This window comes from Mesorhizobium sp. M0060 (genome assembly GCF_040323155.1).
Lineage (GTDB): Bacteria > Pseudomonadota > Alphaproteobacteria > Rhizobiales > Rhizobiaceae > Mesorhizobium.
Genome location: NZ_JAMYUP010000004.1, coordinates 205,378 through 221,114, shown reverse-complemented (window position 1 = coordinate 221,114; position 15,737 = coordinate 205,378). Strand labels below are relative to the sequence as shown.

Genomic DNA, 15,737 nt, shown 5'->3' with positions numbered 1-15,737 from the left:
ATCTCCCCCTCATGTCGAGACTACTAGCAGCGCGGCTGCCCAGACAAGCAGTATTGCACCGGCCAGCCGCGTGAGCAGATTGCCTGCCGTCTGTTTTTCGACCAGGGTGAACAGGCCGATCAGCGCCATCCAGAACACGTTCATCACACCGACGGCAAACATCACCAGCATCAGTGCCCAGCAGCATCCAAGGCACCATAGGCCCTGCTCCATGCCGAGCCGGAAAATGCGAATGGGCTTGGCGCTCCAGTTGGCGAACAGGACCGAGAACGGATTTCTGCACTTCTCCAGACAGGCTTCCTTCAACCAGCTGAACTGATAGAGACCGGCGATCGACAGCGCGGCTGCTCCGGCAATTCCAACCGCCGGATCGAGCATCTGCCCGGATGACGCGAATGCATGGACTGCCAGCGTCAGGGCTGCGAACGTTGCCGAGGCGGCAAGCCAGACGCTCAAATATCCAGCGACCAGGACCAGCGGATGGACGACCGGTTCCCTCTTGATCCGGGCGGTATCTGCGATCTCGCAATAGGTGCGGATCATCGGCGCCGCGGAGGGCAGCATGGTCGCGATGGCCATCAACAACCACATCGCGGTGAGTGCCCCGCCTTGCGCACCTATGCTTGCGCGAAGCGGCGCAGGCGCAAGGCAGAGGGCGGAGAAACGCGCAAGGAAATCCGGCAGCGGCAGTTGCGGCAGGTATTCCAGCATGGTGTCGCCGGGTGCATCGGCGCCCGGGAGCCGGCTTACGGCACCACGAATCGCCATCGCGCCGAGAAGGAGCCAGGCAAGGGCGATGCCCATGCCAGCAACAACGCTCACCATCAGTCGAGGGCTGCGCGCAACCCTCGCCATCGCGCGGCCGGTACGGTCGAGGTGGCTGAAATCGTCTTGTTGGCCGGTCATGGCAACCGAATGGGCCGAATCGCCGCGTTGATCAAGACGCATCACCTGACCTATATGGACCAACAGGTCGGATAGGCCTCACCTCGCAATCCGGAAGCCGAATTTGGACCATCGGGAAACAGCACGGATACTGGTTGCCGGCAGCGGCCCGGCGGGGCTGATCGCGGCGCTTGGCTTTGCCGACGCCGGCTTTCCCGTGACGCTGGTAGGGCCTGAGGCAGCCGGCCCCGATGGCCGGACGACAGCCTTGATGAACCCTGCCCTGAAGATGTTCGAGCGGCTTGGGGTCCTCGACGGCCTCAGGCCACACGCAGCGCCGCTCAAGGTGATGCGCATCGTCGATGCAACCAGCCGGCTGATCCGCAGCCCGACAGTGACCTTTCGCGCCAGCGAGATCGACGAAGAGCAATTCGGGCTGAACTCGCCCAACGGTGTCCTCAGCCGCATGCTAGCCGAGGCTGTCGGCGCGCATTCGGGCATCGAGTGGCGAAAGTCGATGGTGGAGGCATGGCGCCTCGATGCCGACCATGCCCATGCCTTTCTCGCCGACGGCAGCGAGGTTGAGGCGTCGTTGGCGGTTGCCGCCGATGGCCGCCAGTCGCCGGCCCGCGAGGCAGCCGGTATCCGGACATCGGTCCGATCCTATCCGCAAGCGGCGCTGGTGCTCAATTTCGGTCACCGCAGCGACCATGCCTTTACCTCGACCGAATTCCACACCGAGACCGGTCCGTTCACACAGGTTCCCCTGCCCGGCAACCGGTCCAGCCTTGTCTGGGTGCTCGAACCGGATATCGCCAAGGACCTTGCAGCACTCGACGACGCCGAGCTTTCGACGCGGGTCGAACAGCGGATGCAATCGATGCTGGGCCGTGTGTCGGTGGAACCCGGGCGGCAGGTCTATCCGCTTTCAGCGGTGAGCCCATGGCGATTTGCACAGCACCGCGTGGCCCTTGTCGGCGAAGCCGCCCATGTGTTTCCGCCGATCGGCGCGCAAGGCCTCAATCTCGGCATCAGGGATATCGAAGACCTGATTGGAATCGTTCGGGAAAATTCCTCCGATCCAGGCGCCGCGAAGGCACTTGCCGCCTATGATTTCAAGCGGCGGCCGGACATTCTGGCGCGCAGCAGCGCGGTCAAGCTGCTCAACATGTCGTTGCTTTCCGACATGCTGCCGGCCCAGCTGGCGCGTAGCGCCGGTCTTGGCGTGCTTGAGGGGTTTGCGCCGCTGCGCGCGTTTTTCATGCGCGAGGGTCTTCGACCTGGCAGCGGTTTTGCAGCATTTTTTGGTGGATTGCGAAACCCGGCTGGGCGATAGCGATCTTGGGCACCGCCCTTGATCCGCGTGCTGCAAGCTCAACCCGGCATCATGCGCTTCGGGATTGAATTGACGCGGCGTCTGCGCCAAATAACGAAGATGTCGACCGCAAGGTCTAGGCCAATCTTTGTCGGCCCGATGCGTAAGAGTCTAAAGTCTTGGAGCGTTCCTTGCGTGTTCCAGGATGCGTGGCGTTCAGGAAGTTAAAGTGGTGAGTGCGATGAAGACAGCCAAATTCTCGATCGGACAGGTGGTTCGCCACCGGCTGTTTCCGTTCCGCGGCGTCATTTTCGACGTCGATCCGCAATTCGCCAATACCGACGAATGGTACGAGGCGATCCCCGCTGACGTGCGGCCGCGCAAGGACCAGCCTTTCTATCATCTGCTCGCCGAGAATTCGGAAACGGAATACATCGCCTATGTGTCCGAGCAGAATTTGCTTGAGGACCGGTCGGGCGAACCGGTCCGGCATCCGCAGATCGGTGAGATGTTCGATAAGAAGTCGGACGGGCGCTACGAGCCGAAGCACCAATCGAGACATTGAGTTAGCTGGGACTGGGCTGGGACTTGGCCGGCTTGACACATGGCTGGACCCGACAATCGGCCGGTTCAAACGAAAAAAGCGGGGCATGAACCCCGCTTTTTGTTGGTTTGAAAACCCGTCGATCAGTTGGCGGCCTTCGCCTTGTCCTGCTCTTCCTTGAGCTTCTTGGCAAAATCCTGATTGTTCTTGGCGACGAACTCCTGGAGCTTCTTCTGCCGGTCCTCGATGTCCGACTGCTGCAGCGGCGGGCCGTCGAAGGCGCCGCTGAAGCCGGTCAGCGCAATCTTGATCGGGTTCGGCTGGTTCTGGAAATTGACCGAGGTGAGCGTCAGCGCCGATCCCTTCTTGAAGGATGCGACGAGTTGGTCGGTCAGCGGCACTTCCGCCACGCAGCGGTCCGGGAAGCAGATCACATAGTCGAGCTTCTGCGCCTTGCCGGCGTCGATCTGGAGGCCGATGCCGGGAGGAACCAGACGGCCGGTCGGAACCGTCACCTGGAACACTTTGCGGTTCACCTTGCCCTTCAATTCGATCAGGCTGACTCCGGTGATGAGCTGGCCGTTGCCGGCAGTAGTGATGTTCTGGACGTTGCAGATGTCGACGTCTTCCTGCTTGGTGCAGGCCTTGAACCAGCCTTGCGGAATCTGCTGTTGCTGCTGCGCGGAAGCAGCGGGGAGCCCGGCGCCGAGAAAGCCGACCACACCAGCGGCCATGACCGACAGGCGGTACGCGTTGCTGTTCAGGCTCGTCATGTCGTGCATTCCTCTCAAATGATCCCGGAACCGGCTTTTCGCGCCGTGTGGTCCAGCTACCTGTTGCCGAAATGAGGCAACAGAATGACTTCGGACGGCGTGTTACACTGCAAGCGATGCCGAATCCAGCCCGGGCCTTGCGAATCTTAGCCGAGGGATTGGGTCAAGGGGTTGGCCGGTGCACGACCGGCTCATGTATGCTGCGCGTCGAATCGGGAAGGAGACGGTCATGGGCCGCGTTGTCGTTTGGCTGATCGCCACAATGTTGTTTGTCGGCCTTTCCCTGCAGTCGGCCCTGTCGGAACCGAAGCACGCGCTTGCCATGCAGGACGGTCCGGCGCTGCCGGCCGACTATGATCATTTCAACTACGTCAATCCCGGCGCGCCGAAAGGCGGCAGCATTACCTATTGCGTCGGCGGCAGCTTCGACAATCTCAATCCGTTCATCCTGAGAAGTCTGCGCACCACCGCGCGCGGCATGATGGATCAAGCTTTTGGCAATCTTGTCTTCGAGCCGTTGATGCAGCGCAACTACGACGAGGCCTTCAGTCTCTACGGCCTGCTCGCCGATACCGCCGACATGGATCCCGAGCGCAAGAGCATCGAATTCCACCTCGATCCCAACGCCAAATGGTCGGACGGCGAGCCGGTGACGCCGGAAGACGTGTTGTTTACCTATGACGTCTTCACCGAGAAGGGCCGCCCACCTTACAGCCAGCGAATGAAAGCGATTGCCAAGCTCGAAAAGACCGGCGACCGCAGTGTGCGCTTCACCTTCAACGACAAGGCCGACCGCGAATTTCCTTTGATCATTGCGCTGACGCCGATCATCCCGAAACACGCCTTCAACAAGGACACCTTCGAAAGGACGACGCTAAAGCCGGTGATCGGCAGCGGGCCTTACACGGTGGCGCAAGTCGTGCCCGGTCAGCGCATCGTGTTCAAGCGCAATCCGGACTATTGGGGCAAGGACGTGCCGTCCAAGCGCGGCTTCGACAATTACGACCAGATCACCATCGAATATTTCCTCAACGCCAACGCCAAGCAGGAAGCGTTCAAGAAAGGCATCTGCGCCATCGACGACGACAGCGACCCGGTCAAACGCGAGCGCGATCTCGATTTTCCGGCCTTCCACAGGGGCGAGGTCATCGCCGAAACTTTCGATACCGGCATTCCGCCGGTGGTCAACGGTTTCCTGTTCAACACGCGGCTGCCGAAATTTTCCAATCCGGTCGTGCGGCGCGCGCTCGGCATGCTCTACGATTTCGAATGGGCCAACAAGAATCTGTTCGGCGGCAAATACACGCGCACGATGAGCTTTTGGCAGAATTCCGAGCTGTCCGCGCTCGGCCACCCGGCCAGCGAAAAGGAAAAGGCCCTGCTGGCCCCCTACCCCGGCCGCGTGCCCGCAGATGTCATGGACGGCACCTACAGGCCGCCCGTTACCGACGGCTCCGGCCAGGACCGCAAGGTGCTGAAGGCGGCATTCGAGCTGCTGAAGAGTGCGGGCTATACGGTGCAGGACGGCGCGATGCTCGATCCCGAGGGAAAGCCGTTCGGTTTCGAGATCCTGACCGCCTCGCAGGACGAAGAGCGACTTGCCGCTATCTATCAGCGCACCCTTGAGAAGCTCGGCATCGATGTCGGCATCCGCAGCCTCGATGGTGACCAGATCCAGTCGCGCAAGCAGCGTTTCGATTTCGAGGTGCTGGTCGGCTCGACCGGTTTCAACAACTCGCTGTCGCCCGGTATCGAGCAAACCGGGCGCTGGGGATCCGCTGCCGCCAAGGCCGAAGGATCGTTCAACCTCGCCGGCGTCGCCGATCCGGCGGTGGATGGGGCGATCGAGGCGATGCTGAGAGCTCGTTCGAAGGAGGACTATGTCGCCGCCGTCCGCGTTCTCGACCGGCTGCTGATCTCCGGCAACTACATGGTGCCGACGCAGCACAACAACCAGCAATGGCTCGCTTATTGGAACTATCTGGAACACCCGCAAAAGACGCCCATATACGGTTATCAGTTGCCGACCTGGTGGCGCAAACCGAAGTGACCTCTTCAGAACAGGAGATCAAGATGAACGACGAGAACTCGATTACCGTCGATGTGGTCTCCGACGTCGTGTGCCCCTGGTGCTTTATCGGCCAGAAACGGCTCGACAAGGCGATTGCCGCCGTCGATATCGACGTTCACATACGTTGGCGGCCCTTCCAGCTCGACCCGACGATTCCGCCCGAAGGCAAGAACCGCCGCGACTACATGGTGGCGAAATTCGGCAGCGAGCAACGCATCCGCGAAATCCATGCCCGGATCGAGCCGTTGGGCGAGGCTGAAGGGATTTCCTTTGCCTTTGACGCCATCAAGGTCGCGCCCAATACGCTGGATGCGCACCGGCTCATTCGCTGGGCCGGGACGGCCGGCGAGGCCATTCAGAACCGGGTGGTGCGCCGGCTGTTCCAGCTGAATTTCGAGGAAGGCGCCAATCTCGGCGATCATGCCGTGCTGATCGAAGCCGCCCGCGAGGCCGGCATGGATGCGTCCGTGGTCGAAACGCTTCTGCCGACCGACGCCGATGTCGAGGCGGTGCGCACCGAAATCGCCACCGCTTCGCGCATGGGCATATCGGGTGTGCCGTGCTTTCTGCTTGAAGGCAAATATGCGGTGATGGGAGCCCAGGACGCCGATACGCTTGCCGATGCGCTCCGCCAGGTCGCCGCGGCCAAGGCACGCGGCGAACTGGAAACGGCGAACTGAGCCGGACTATTTCACCGTCACCTTGGCCTTGCTGACGAAAAAGCCATGGCCATGCTTGCCGGTGCAGGTCAATCCCTTGGTGGATGACTGGCAGAAAAACGGCCCCTTGCTCCAGCTATTGCCATAAGCCAGTTTGGCGACGTCGCCGCAGCAGCCTTGCTCGCCAGGATTCTTGATCAGCGTCGCCGGACCTTTCGGGCCGAGGATGATGGTGACGTAGCTGGGCTCGACGCGCGAACAGCTCAGTTCCGGTCCGCCATCCTGCGGCTCGTAGGTGCTGGTGCCGCCCTTCGGCGTGTAGATGCAGCCGATATTGCCGGACGGCGTGTTGAACTCGACCTGCCCTTCAGCACTTGCCGGGATGGCCTGGCTGCCGGCATGTGTTTGCGGCAGCCAGGTAAATGTTGCGAGCGTCGCGGCTAGTAGTATTCGTGCAAGCATAAAGGACTCCCCCCAGTTCAAACCCGAACGCACCCGGCAGGTTCGATCCGCAGCACATCATTGTCAAACTCAGTTTGTGCGCGCTCTAAATAAGCACGATCTAATAGTTCTGGTTCGCGTCATGGACTGTGCCGGCAAGGCTTGGCCGCGGCAAGGTATCGACAAGACGGTTCAACCCACGAATCACAGTCACTTTCTGGCCGCCGACGAGGTTGGACATGGTCGTAAAATGCACGCTGAAGGCAGAACAGTTCGCGTACCCAGGCCGGTTCAAGGTGTGAAGATCGGCCGCTGGCCACGCCCTTGTGTTCACAAAGCTGTGCGAACGGCTTCCCTGAGGGAAGGTGTTTAATTCACCCGCGCAGGCTGGCAATCCTTTGAAATTGCGGACGTAATCCGCCTCTCGACATGTGATGGCATGGCGCCGTGATCATTCATTCTGTTGCTCGACGGCAACGGCCGGCGAGCCAATCCACCTGCGGCTGGAGAAAAGCTAATGGAAAATGATCAATTGGTGTTACTGTGCGTAACAAAAGAAAAATCGTTTGGGCGGGATAGTGATTCGGGTCGATAGACCAACGCGACATTCAATATCGGAAAAATGGCTCCGCGGTGCCGCAAGGCCGTCGCCCCTGACGCCCGTATCGTCGATGCGCAGCTTCTGGGGACTGATGCGAGCCTACTGGTTCTCGGACCGGTGGATGGAAGCGTGGACGCTGACCCTGGTGATCGCGCTGCTCACCGCGCTCTCCAGCAAGTCAGGCGTTTGGTTTGCCGTAGCGTCCGGAGAGCTGGTCAACTCGATCGCCTTTTTCCACGATGCCGCAAACACCACCCCGCTTCAGACACTGCTGACCAATGCCGGGATACTTGTCCTTCTGGTCGTGCTCAAGGATGCGGGTTTTACCGGTATCCGCAGCCTGGTATCCGCAACGTTGCATCGCAAATGGCGCGGCTGGCTGGACAGCCAGTTCAACGAAGCCCTGCTTGACGCCAATCACACGCATTTCCACGCTCAGCATGGCTCGTCAGGCGCCGCCGCTCCCGACAATATCGACCAGCGCATCCAAGAATCGATCAAGGATATGACGGGCGGAGCCATCGGCCTCGCCATGGGGGTTCTGGCCGTTGCCACTTCATTGTATTTCGTCGGCCAGCAACTGCTTGCACACTCCGCAGAGGTCAAAGGGCTGGAATTCCTTGGCAGCTATGGCAGCGCCGTCCTCGCCTTTCTGGCGGTCGCCACCTACGTGCCGTTGAACACCTGGATCGCGGTCAAGCTGGGCAGGCTGCTGGAACGGCTCAACGTTAGAATGCAGCAGGCCGAAGGCAGCTATCGCGGCGAGCTGATCACGTTCCTGCGCCGCAGTTTTCACGTCGCCGCATCGCAGGGCGAGGATGTGCAGAAGACAGTGCACAGCCAGCGCTATGTCGACATTGACCGCACATGGGCGCGGCTGAACATCGTCAACACCGGCTACAATTCGTTCGAGCTGATCTACAATTTCATCGGTGCCCGCATCGTGGCCTACGGGCCAGGCCTTGTTCCCTTCATCCACAACGGTTTCGATCTCAAGGGCTACATAACCGGCTCCGAGATGGTCAACTCGCTGATCAGCCAATGTTCATGGTTCATACATGTTATGCCTGCCATAGCCGCGGTGCGAGCCAACAGCCAGCGCGTCACAGAACTCGCAAACGCCATCGAAAACGTCCAGCACCCGCAGGAATTCTACAGCCTGACCGGCCGCTCCGAGTTTCGCTACGACCGCCAGAACCCGGTGTTCGGCCTGACCATCCAGAAGCTCGAGCTGGCGCATCAGGGCGAGGACGCATCACCGTTCCTGAGCGCCGCGAATTTGCGCTTCCGGCGCGGCGAGTGGACGTTCCTGAAGGGCGAATCAGGTTGCGGCAAGACCTCGCTGATCAAGGCGATCAACGGCCTGTGGCCCTATGGCCGCGGCACCATTGTCTTCCCGGAAGGGGTCAAGAGTTTCTACGCCGCCCAGGAAGTCAAGCTGCAGCAGGTCTCGCTGAAGCAACTGGTCTGCCTGCCCGGTTCCGAGCATGATTACGCCGACCTGCAGGTCGCATCCGCCCTGCACAAGGCCGGCCTCGGCGATTTCATCGAGCATTTGGCCGATGAGAGCCGTGAAGGAAAGATCTGGGATCAGGTTCTCTCGGGTGGGCAGAAACAGAAGCTGGTTGTCGCCCGCATCGTGCTGCAGCAGCCGGGATTGCTGTTCCTCGATGAAGCCACCGGCGCGCTCGATCCCGATGGAAAGATCGCCTTCCATCAGGCGATCAAGGACAATTGCCCCGACGCAACCGTGATCTCGATCATGCACGAGGCGGCGCCGCCGAGATCGCTCGCGGGCACCGAATTCTACCACAGCGTGGTTGCCATCGCCGACGGCGTCGCCACCAAGAAGCCGCTGGTTCCGAGCTTGCCGGTCGAGCTCACCACCATCCTCACGCAGCCAACGCGGCCGGCCGAGGACAAATGGCTGCGCTTTCCCCGCCGGCTGAAGCAGAGATAGCCGCGGCGCCACTGTCGTTGCCGGCATCCCCAGGCCAGCCTGCCACGTAGCCCGATCACAGTCTCGCGATCCAGCCGGTCTGCTGCTGTTTTCAGCTGCTCTTGCGATTGACTCGGCAAGGCGCGCTCCTATGTTCCGCCGGCTTGCAGAATCTCACCCGAACCCGCGAGCAGAAAGGTCACCGCGCCATGCTTGGCGACAGTCACAGTCGAACGCAACCGCCGTCCGCTTGACGTGACCTGACCGGCTCACGTCCTGCCGGACGGCAAGGAGTGAGCCATGAACGAATTTTCCCCTGTCGCGGGCGGCGATGCCATCGCCATCGCCCGCGTGCTTGCCAACGAACACGTCGCCGACATCGTCGAGGCCCTGAACCGGGAGCCCCGCGAGACGGCATCGGAGCTGCTCTGCGAAGTGCCGTTCGAGCGGCTGGTCGAGATCTTCGACCAGCCTGAACTCGACGGCGCATCCGAACTCGTCGAGGCGCTACCCCGCATCAAGGCAGGCAGACTGCTTGCCGCCATGTCGGTCGACCGCGCCGCCGACATACTGCGCGATCTGAACGAACCGGCTCGTTCCGAATTACTCGGCGGCCTCGCGCCGCCGTTGCGCGCGACGCTGCTTGCCATTCTCGGCTACCCCGAGGGCAGCGCCGCCTCGCTCATGACGACCGAATATGTCAGCGTGCCCTCGGACTGGAGCGTGGCCCGCACGCTGGATTACATCCGCAAGGTGGAGCGGACGCGCGAAACCGTCTACGCGATCTACATCGTCGATCCGCAAACGCATGTCCTGTTGCGCTCGACCAGCCTGCGCCGTCTGATCGCAGGTGAGCCCGACGAGTTGATCATGGCAATCGCGCCGGATCGCGCACCTGTCACCGTTTCGCCGCTGACCGACAGCGGGAAGGTCGCCCAACTGATCTCCAAATATGATTTGCTCGCCGTTCCGGTCGTGGACAACGGCAAACTCCTCGGCATCGTCACCATCGACGATATCATCGACACGATGATCGAAGAAACGACGGAGGACGTGCATCGTTTCGGCGGCATGGAAGCTCTGGACGAGCCCTACATGAAGATGAGCTTTCCGGCGATGATCCAGAAGCGCGCCGGTTGGCTATGCGCGCTGTTCGTCAGTGAGATGCTGACCGCCAATGCGATGCAGAGCTACGAGGGCGAGCTGGAAAAGGCGATCGTGCTGACCCTGTTCATTCCATTGATCATGAGCTCCGGCGGCAATTCCGGTTCGCAGGCGACCTCGCTCGTCATCCGGGCGCTGGCGCTGCGCGAGATCGGCCTTGGCGACTGGTGGCGGGTGGCCCTGCGCGAGCTGCCCACCGGCCTGGTGCTTGGCTCGATCCTTGGCGTAGTCGGCGTCTGCCGCATCGCGCTCTGGCAGTATCTCGGCTTCTACGACTACGGCCCGCACTGGCCGCTGATCGCCATGACGATCGGCGCCACGCTAGTCGGCATCGTCACCTTCGGCTCGCTGTCGGGATCGATGCTGCCGTTCGCCCTGAAGCGCATCGGCTTCGACCCGGCCAGCGCGTCGGCTCCGTTCGTCGCCACGCTGGTCGATGTCGCCGGGCTGGTGATTTATTTTTCGGTGGCGTTGGTGATCCTGCGCGGAACGCTGCTGTAAAAAAACTCACGCGCTTCCATCGCGGCAATCTCGTTGCCGCGATGGGTTCTTGTCGCGTCAGACGCGCTCACCATCTCTCACCCGGTAAGTCGGCTTGTACATGGTGACGAGTTCTTCCGCCGCGGTCGGATGCACCGCCATGGTACGATCGAAATCATCCTTGGTCAGCCCGGCCTTCAGCGGTATGCCGAGAAGCTGCGCCATTTCGCCGGCATCCGGCCCGAGGATATGGGCGCCGAGGACTCTTTTCGAGGCGCTGTCGACGACCAGCTTCATCAGCATCTTTTCGTCGCGGCCGGAAAGCGTATGCCGCATCGGCCGGAAGGTGGCGCGGTAGATTTCGAGATCCGAAAAGCGTTTTGCCGCCTCATCCTCCGACAGGCCGACCGTGCCGATCTCGGGCTGCGAAAAGACCGCGGTAGCGATCGTGTCGTGGTCGGGCGCCGTCGGATTGTCCTTGAAGGCGGTCTCGACGAAGCACATCGCCTCGTGGATTGCCACCGGCGTCAATTGCACGCGGTGGGTGACGTCACCGATCGCCCAGATGTTGTCGATATTGGTGCGGGAGTATTCGTTGACGTGGATTGCCCCGGTCTTGGTCATCTCGATGCCGACGCCCTCCAGGCCCATGTTCTCGGTGTTGGGAATGCGGCCGATGGCGAGCATGACCTGGTCGACCGTCAGCACGGTGCCGCCGGTGACAAGCGCGTCGAGCCGGCCGTCGGGCCGCTTCCTAACCCACTCAGACACCGCGTGGCAGAGGATTTTTATCCCCTTCTTTTCCATCGTTTCGTGCAGCATGCGTCTGAGGTCCATGTCGAAGCGGCTGAGGATCTCCTTGCCGCGGTAGACCAGCGTGGTGTCGACGCCAAGGCCATGAAAGATGTTGGCGAATTCGACCGCGATATAGCCGCCGCCCTCGATCATGATCGCCTTCGGCAGTTCCTTGAGGTCGAAGGCTTCGTTGGAGAAGATGCAGTGCTCATGGCCGGGCAATGCGGGATGCGGTGCCGGGCGCCCGCCGGTAGCGATCAGGATCTGGTCGGCGGTAACGGTGCGATCCTCACCGAGAAGATGCACCACATGCGGATCGACCAGCACGGCGCGCGAGTGAAAGACTTCGCCGCCGGCGCCCTGCACATTGTTCTGGTAGATGGCCTCCAGCCGGCTGATTTCGCGGTCCTTGTTGGCGACCAGCGTCGGCCAGTCGAAACGCGCCTCAGGCACCGTCCAGCCATAGCCGGCGGCGTCGGCGAAATGCTCGGGGAATTGCGAGGCGTAGACATAGAGCTTTTTCGGCACGCAGCCGCGGATCACGCAGGTGCCGCCATAGCGGTATTCCTCGGCGATGCCGACCCGCTTGCCGAGTGCTGCCGCGACGCGCGCCGCCCTCACCCCGCCGGAGCCGCCGCCGATGACGAAAAGATCGTAGTCGTAACCGGCCATGGCTGAGCTCCTGCCCCTCAAACAACGAGACAGGTAGGCTGCCAGCCACCAAAAGAAAAGCCCGGACTCACCGGGCTTTCTGGTCTAGTGGCGGTCAGGCCGCTCGGAAGTCCGCGATCAATTCGGTGTGGCGTCCGCGGGAGCTGCGCCATCGGCCGGAGCGGTACCGTCGGCAGGTGCAGCCGGCGCCTTGGCATTCGCCGCTGCACCCAGGGTCTCGCCGACCTGCTGGGCGAGATCGCGAGCCAGGCCGTTCTGCCAGATTTCGGCAGCCTTCACCAGCTCGCGCGTCACGATCGGGCCGTTGTCGAGCAGCTTCTTGCCGGCATCGGAATTGTAGAAGGCGGCGATTTCAGTGAGTTCCTTTTCCGAGAAGACTTTTGCATAGGCGAGCGCTGCTTCCTTTTCCAGGTCGGCGCGGCGCGATGCCAAGCCCATTGCCTTCTCGTTGATGGTCTTGGCGATCAGTTCCTGCATGTCCGGGTTCTTCTGGATCAGCTGCTGCTCGAGCGCCGCCGCCGCTTGCGGCAGGATGTTGTCGAACGTATCCGTCGCATGGATCGCCGCGACCGCGGCGCGCGCCGCCTTCAGATGGGCGTCGGTGACGTCCTGCGAGAATGCCGGCGACGAAAACGCGAAAACGGCCGAGGCCGCCAGAATGGCAAAAAAGCGGCCAACCCGGTTATGCAACATCATGATCGGTAAAACTCCCTGATTTTCGGGCGACATGGACGGTTTGGATGCCGTCGCCGCCGGCTATGATGGCCGTTGATGCCAGCCCGATGAAAAGACCATGCTCAACCACGCCCGGAATGGCGTGGAGAGCATTCGAAAGCGCTCTTGTATCCGGAATGCGGCCAAAAGATGCATCGAGGATAAAATGGCCGCCGTCTGTAACAAATGGCTGGCTCCCCGTCATCCTCAATGTAACAGGGCCGGAAAGGCCAAGGTTTGCAGCCGTCGCGCCAACCGCAATTTCGGTGGCGCGCAGGCCAAACCGGTTGACTTCGATGGGCAGCGGAAAACGGCCGATCATCTCGACCATCTTGGAGCTGTCGGCGATGACGATCATGCGGGCGGAGGCCGCCGCGACGATCTTTTCGCGCAGCAGCGCGCCGCCGCCGCCCTTGACCAACGTCAGAGCCGGATCGATCTCGTCGGCGCCGTCGATGGTGAGGTCGAGCTCCGGCGTTTCCTCGAGCGTCGACAGCGGCACACCAAGCTCGGTGCAAAGGACGGCGGTGCGCTCCGAGGTCGGCACGCCGATGACAGTCAGGCCGGTGGCGACCTTGTCGGCGAGCAGCCGCACGAACTCATCCGCTGTCGTGCCGGTGCCGATGCCGAGCCGCATGCCATCCGTGACATGGGCAAGCGCTGCCCGCGCGGCCTCAACCTTCAATTGCCTCGCATCCATGCCGGGTCCCGCGATTTGTTCCGGCGCTCGTAGCATTTTTGCCGGGCTGGTCAAAGGACCTTGCCCGCGGTGGATAAGCCGGCTTGCCTGAACGGGCCGCAGCAGTTATCGCCTGCCGGCAATCAAATCGTCACAGGACAGGCCATGACCCGACCGATCATCGTGTTCGACCTCGACGGGACGCTGATCGACACGGCGCCGGACCTGCTCGACAGTCTCAACCACAGCCTTGCCGCCAGTCAGCTCGCGGCCGTCGACGAAGCTGGCTTCAAGCGCTTCGTCGGCCATGGCGGCCGGGTGATGATCGAGCGCGCCCACGCAGCGCAGCACAGGTCGCTGGCAGTGGAGGAGCACGACCGCCTGCTAAAGCTGTTTCTGGACCATTACACCGTTAACATCCCCGGCAAATCGCGCCCCTACCCCGGCGTCCCCGAGGCGATCGCACGGTTCGAGGCGGCCGGTTACCTGCTGGCCATCTGCACCAATAAATACGAGGCCAATTCGGTGGCGCTGATCGAGGCACTCGGCATGACCAGGCATTTCGCGGCGATCTGCGGCCAGGACAGTTTTCCGTTCCGCAAGCCAGACCCGCGCCATCTCACTCTGACCATCGCGCGCGCCGGCGGCGACCCGCATCGCGCACTGATGGTCGGTGATTCGCAGACCGACATCGACACGGCAAAGGCCGCCGGGATTCCGGTGGTGGCAGTCGATTTCGGCTACACCGACCGTCATGTGCGAGAGTTCGAACCGTCGGCGGTGATCTCGCATTTCGATTCGCTGACGCTCGATCTGGTACAAAGGCTGATGGCCGCGGCAGAAGACTGAAGCCGGCCATGGTCCAGACCGCCAGATGCCGACCGACAAGTGGTTGACTTCGCAGGCCGGCCTCCCTTATATCGCGGCGCGCTTGGCCTTCGGGCAACGAGCGGGCGATTAGCTCAGCGGGAGAGCACACCCTTCACACGGGTGGGGTCGCAGGTTCAATCCCTGCATCGCCCACCATTCTCACTCCCCGCTATTTCTCTGTCTGACCGCAATACAGCGCATCGCCGCGATAGGGCGCCATTCCAGACCCTGGAACAAACCTGCCTGGAAACGAGTTTCTGCTCATCGAAATGTGAGGGAAAGCCATGTCCAGACTTGTTTTGGCGGCCGCCGTGCTGCTTGTCGGCGGATCGGCCTTTGCCGCGGACGAAAATCCGGTGCCGCCACAGAATGCCAAGAAGCTGTCGGAAATCATCGCCAAGGTCGAGCAGCGCGACGATTTCCGCTACATCAAGGAGGTCGATTGGGACAGCGGCGCCTACACCGTCATCTATTACACGAACGACAAGGCGAAGGTCGAAATCACCTACGATCCGGTGACAGCCCAGCCGGAATAGTGCTGTCCGCCAACGGTCCGCACCGAAGCACGGCGCCTTGAGCGCCGGCTTTCCACATCCTCTTGCGCCAAGGCATCTTTGATGGCTGACTGCGCTTCTGTCATGGGGGATAGGCATGGCGACAGTAAAGCACGTATCGAAACGCGTTCTGATGATGCTCGCGGGTTATTTCATTGCGGTATTGGTCGGGCTGATCGCGGTGGCGGCGATCTATGGCGGGCTGATCTCGCTGCCGAATGCGCCGAATTATTTCGACGTCATGGGCGTCACACCCGTCGCGGTGCTGCTGTTGCCGCCGCTCGGCATGTTTATCTATTTTCTGACGATCGTGCTGACCGCCCTGCAGACGCTGATCTTCGCGCTAATTGCCGAGTTTTTCTCGCTGCGCAGTTTTTGGCTGCATATGATCTTCGGCGCCGCGGCTGCGGTGGCCGGTTTCGCCCTGATCTGGCCCAGTGTACCTGATGACACGAACCCGGAGCGCTGGGCCGATATCTGCATCATTGCCGCGGCAGGCGTTGTCGCCGGCCTAGTGTATTGGCTGATCGCCGGACGCGAAGCCGGCTTCCGTCGCCCGCTCTTTCAGCGCTAGAACCTTC

15 protein-coding genes and 1 tRNA gene are annotated in these 15,737 nt (G+C 61.7%); 10 read left to right on the top strand and 6 right to left on the bottom strand.

The window, feature by feature from the left end; translation table 11 throughout:
* Positions 1-9: 9 nt before the first annotated feature.
* Positions 10-948, bottom strand: a complete 939-nt coding sequence (locus NKJ94_RS06600; RefSeq protein ID WP_352523744.1) for a DUF2182 domain-containing protein — start codon at positions 946-948, stop codon at positions 10-12.
* A gap of 61 nt (positions 949-1,009) precedes the next feature.
* Between NKJ94_RS06600 and NKJ94_RS06595 the strand changes: the two genes are divergently transcribed.
* Together NKJ94_RS06595 and hspQ are read left to right on the top strand one after the other, a co-directional pair.
* Positions 1,010-2,221, top strand: a complete 1,212-nt coding sequence (locus NKJ94_RS06595) for a UbiH/UbiF family hydroxylase (RefSeq protein WP_352523743.1) — start codon at positions 1,010-1,012, stop codon at positions 2,219-2,221.
* Positions 2,222-2,441: 220 nt separating this feature from the next.
* The gene (gene hspQ / locus NKJ94_RS06590; protein ID WP_352523741.1) at positions 2,442-2,765 is read left to right on the top strand and encodes a heat shock protein HspQ; all 324 of its coding nucleotides are present in this window, start codon (positions 2,442-2,444) and stop codon (positions 2,763-2,765) included.
* A 122-nt stretch (positions 2,766-2,887) separates the two neighbouring features.
* Here the strand turns inward: hspQ and NKJ94_RS06585 are convergent, their stop codons facing one another.
* Positions 2,888-3,517 carry an invasion associated locus B family protein gene (locus tag NKJ94_RS06585; protein WP_352523739.1) on the bottom strand — a complete coding sequence of 210 codons (630 nt, stop codon included), beginning with the start codon at positions 3,515-3,517 and terminating at the stop codon, positions 2,888-2,890.
* Positions 3,518-3,746: 229 nt separating this feature from the next.
* Here NKJ94_RS06585 and NKJ94_RS06580 point away from each other — a divergent pair, with 229 nt between their 5' ends.
* Both NKJ94_RS06580 and NKJ94_RS06575 read left to right on the top strand, forming a co-directional pair.
* Positions 3,747-5,567: an extracellular solute-binding protein gene (locus NKJ94_RS06580; protein ID WP_352523737.1), complete on the top strand. Its 1,821-nt coding sequence runs from the start codon at positions 3,747-3,749 to the stop codon at positions 5,565-5,567.
* 23 nt (positions 5,568-5,590) lie between these two features.
* Entirely contained in the window at positions 5,591-6,268 is a 678-nt protein-coding gene (locus tag NKJ94_RS06575; protein ID WP_352523735.1) for a DsbA family oxidoreductase, read from the top strand.
* A gap of 6 nt (positions 6,269-6,274) precedes the next feature.
* Here NKJ94_RS06575 and NKJ94_RS06570 read toward each other — a convergent pair whose 3' ends face one another.
* Complete coding sequence (locus NKJ94_RS06570; protein ID WP_352523733.1) at positions 6,275-6,709, bottom strand: hypothetical protein; 435 nt, start codon at positions 6,707-6,709, stop codon at positions 6,275-6,277.
* A gap of 650 nt (positions 6,710-7,359) precedes the next feature.
* Between NKJ94_RS06570 and NKJ94_RS06565 the strand changes: the two genes are divergently transcribed.
* Both NKJ94_RS06565 and mgtE read left to right on the top strand, forming a co-directional pair.
* A complete protein-coding gene (locus tag NKJ94_RS06565) occupies positions 7,360-9,249 on the top strand; it encodes an ABC transporter ATP-binding protein/permease (protein ID WP_352523731.1) in 1,890 nt (629 codons plus the stop codon).
* A 279-nt stretch (positions 9,250-9,528) separates the two neighbouring features.
* On the top strand, positions 9,529-10,893 hold the full coding sequence (mgtE, locus tag NKJ94_RS06560) for a magnesium transporter (protein WP_352523729.1): 1,365 nt from the start codon (positions 9,529-9,531) through the stop codon (positions 10,891-10,893).
* A 57-nt stretch (positions 10,894-10,950) separates the two neighbouring features.
* Here the strand turns inward: mgtE and gor are convergent, their stop codons facing one another.
* The 3 genes from gor to rpiA form a co-directional block, all read right to left on the bottom strand.
* Positions 10,951-12,339, bottom strand: coding sequence for a glutathione-disulfide reductase (gene gor, locus NKJ94_RS06555; RefSeq protein WP_352523728.1), 1,389 nt, complete (start codon positions 12,337-12,339; stop codon positions 10,951-10,953).
* A 117-nt stretch (positions 12,340-12,456) separates the two neighbouring features.
* Positions 12,457-13,035 carry a DUF2059 domain-containing protein gene (locus NKJ94_RS06550; protein WP_352523726.1) on the bottom strand — a complete coding sequence of 193 codons (579 nt, stop codon included), beginning with the start codon at positions 13,033-13,035 and terminating at the stop codon, positions 12,457-12,459.
* Positions 13,022-13,753: a ribose-5-phosphate isomerase RpiA gene (gene rpiA, locus NKJ94_RS06545; protein ID WP_352523724.1), complete on the bottom strand. Its 732-nt coding sequence runs from the start codon at positions 13,751-13,753 to the stop codon at positions 13,022-13,024. The genes NKJ94_RS06550 and rpiA overlap by 14 nt, the downstream gene beginning before the upstream one ends.
* A 144-nt stretch (positions 13,754-13,897) precedes the next feature.
* Between rpiA and NKJ94_RS06540 the strand changes: the two genes are divergently transcribed.
* The 4 genes from NKJ94_RS06540 (at position 13,898) to NKJ94_RS06525 (ending at position 15,730) form a co-directional block, all read left to right on the top strand.
* On the top strand, positions 13,898-14,581 hold the full coding sequence (locus tag NKJ94_RS06540; RefSeq protein WP_352523722.1) for a phosphoglycolate phosphatase: 684 nt from the start codon (positions 13,898-13,900) through the stop codon (positions 14,579-14,581).
* A gap of 102 nt (positions 14,582-14,683) precedes the next feature.
* Positions 14,684-14,758, top strand: a tRNA-Val gene (locus NKJ94_RS06535).
* Between the two features lie 128 nt (positions 14,759-14,886).
* Positions 14,887-15,138 (top strand): PepSY domain-containing protein, encoded by a 252-nt coding sequence (locus tag NKJ94_RS06530; RefSeq protein ID WP_352523721.1) that lies wholly within the window; start codon positions 14,887-14,889, stop codon positions 15,136-15,138.
* Positions 15,139-15,253: 115 nt separating this feature from the next.
* On the top strand, positions 15,254-15,730 hold the full coding sequence (locus NKJ94_RS06525) for a hypothetical protein (RefSeq protein WP_352523719.1): 477 nt from the start codon (positions 15,254-15,256) through the stop codon (positions 15,728-15,730).
* Positions 15,731-15,737 lie beyond the last annotated feature (7 nt).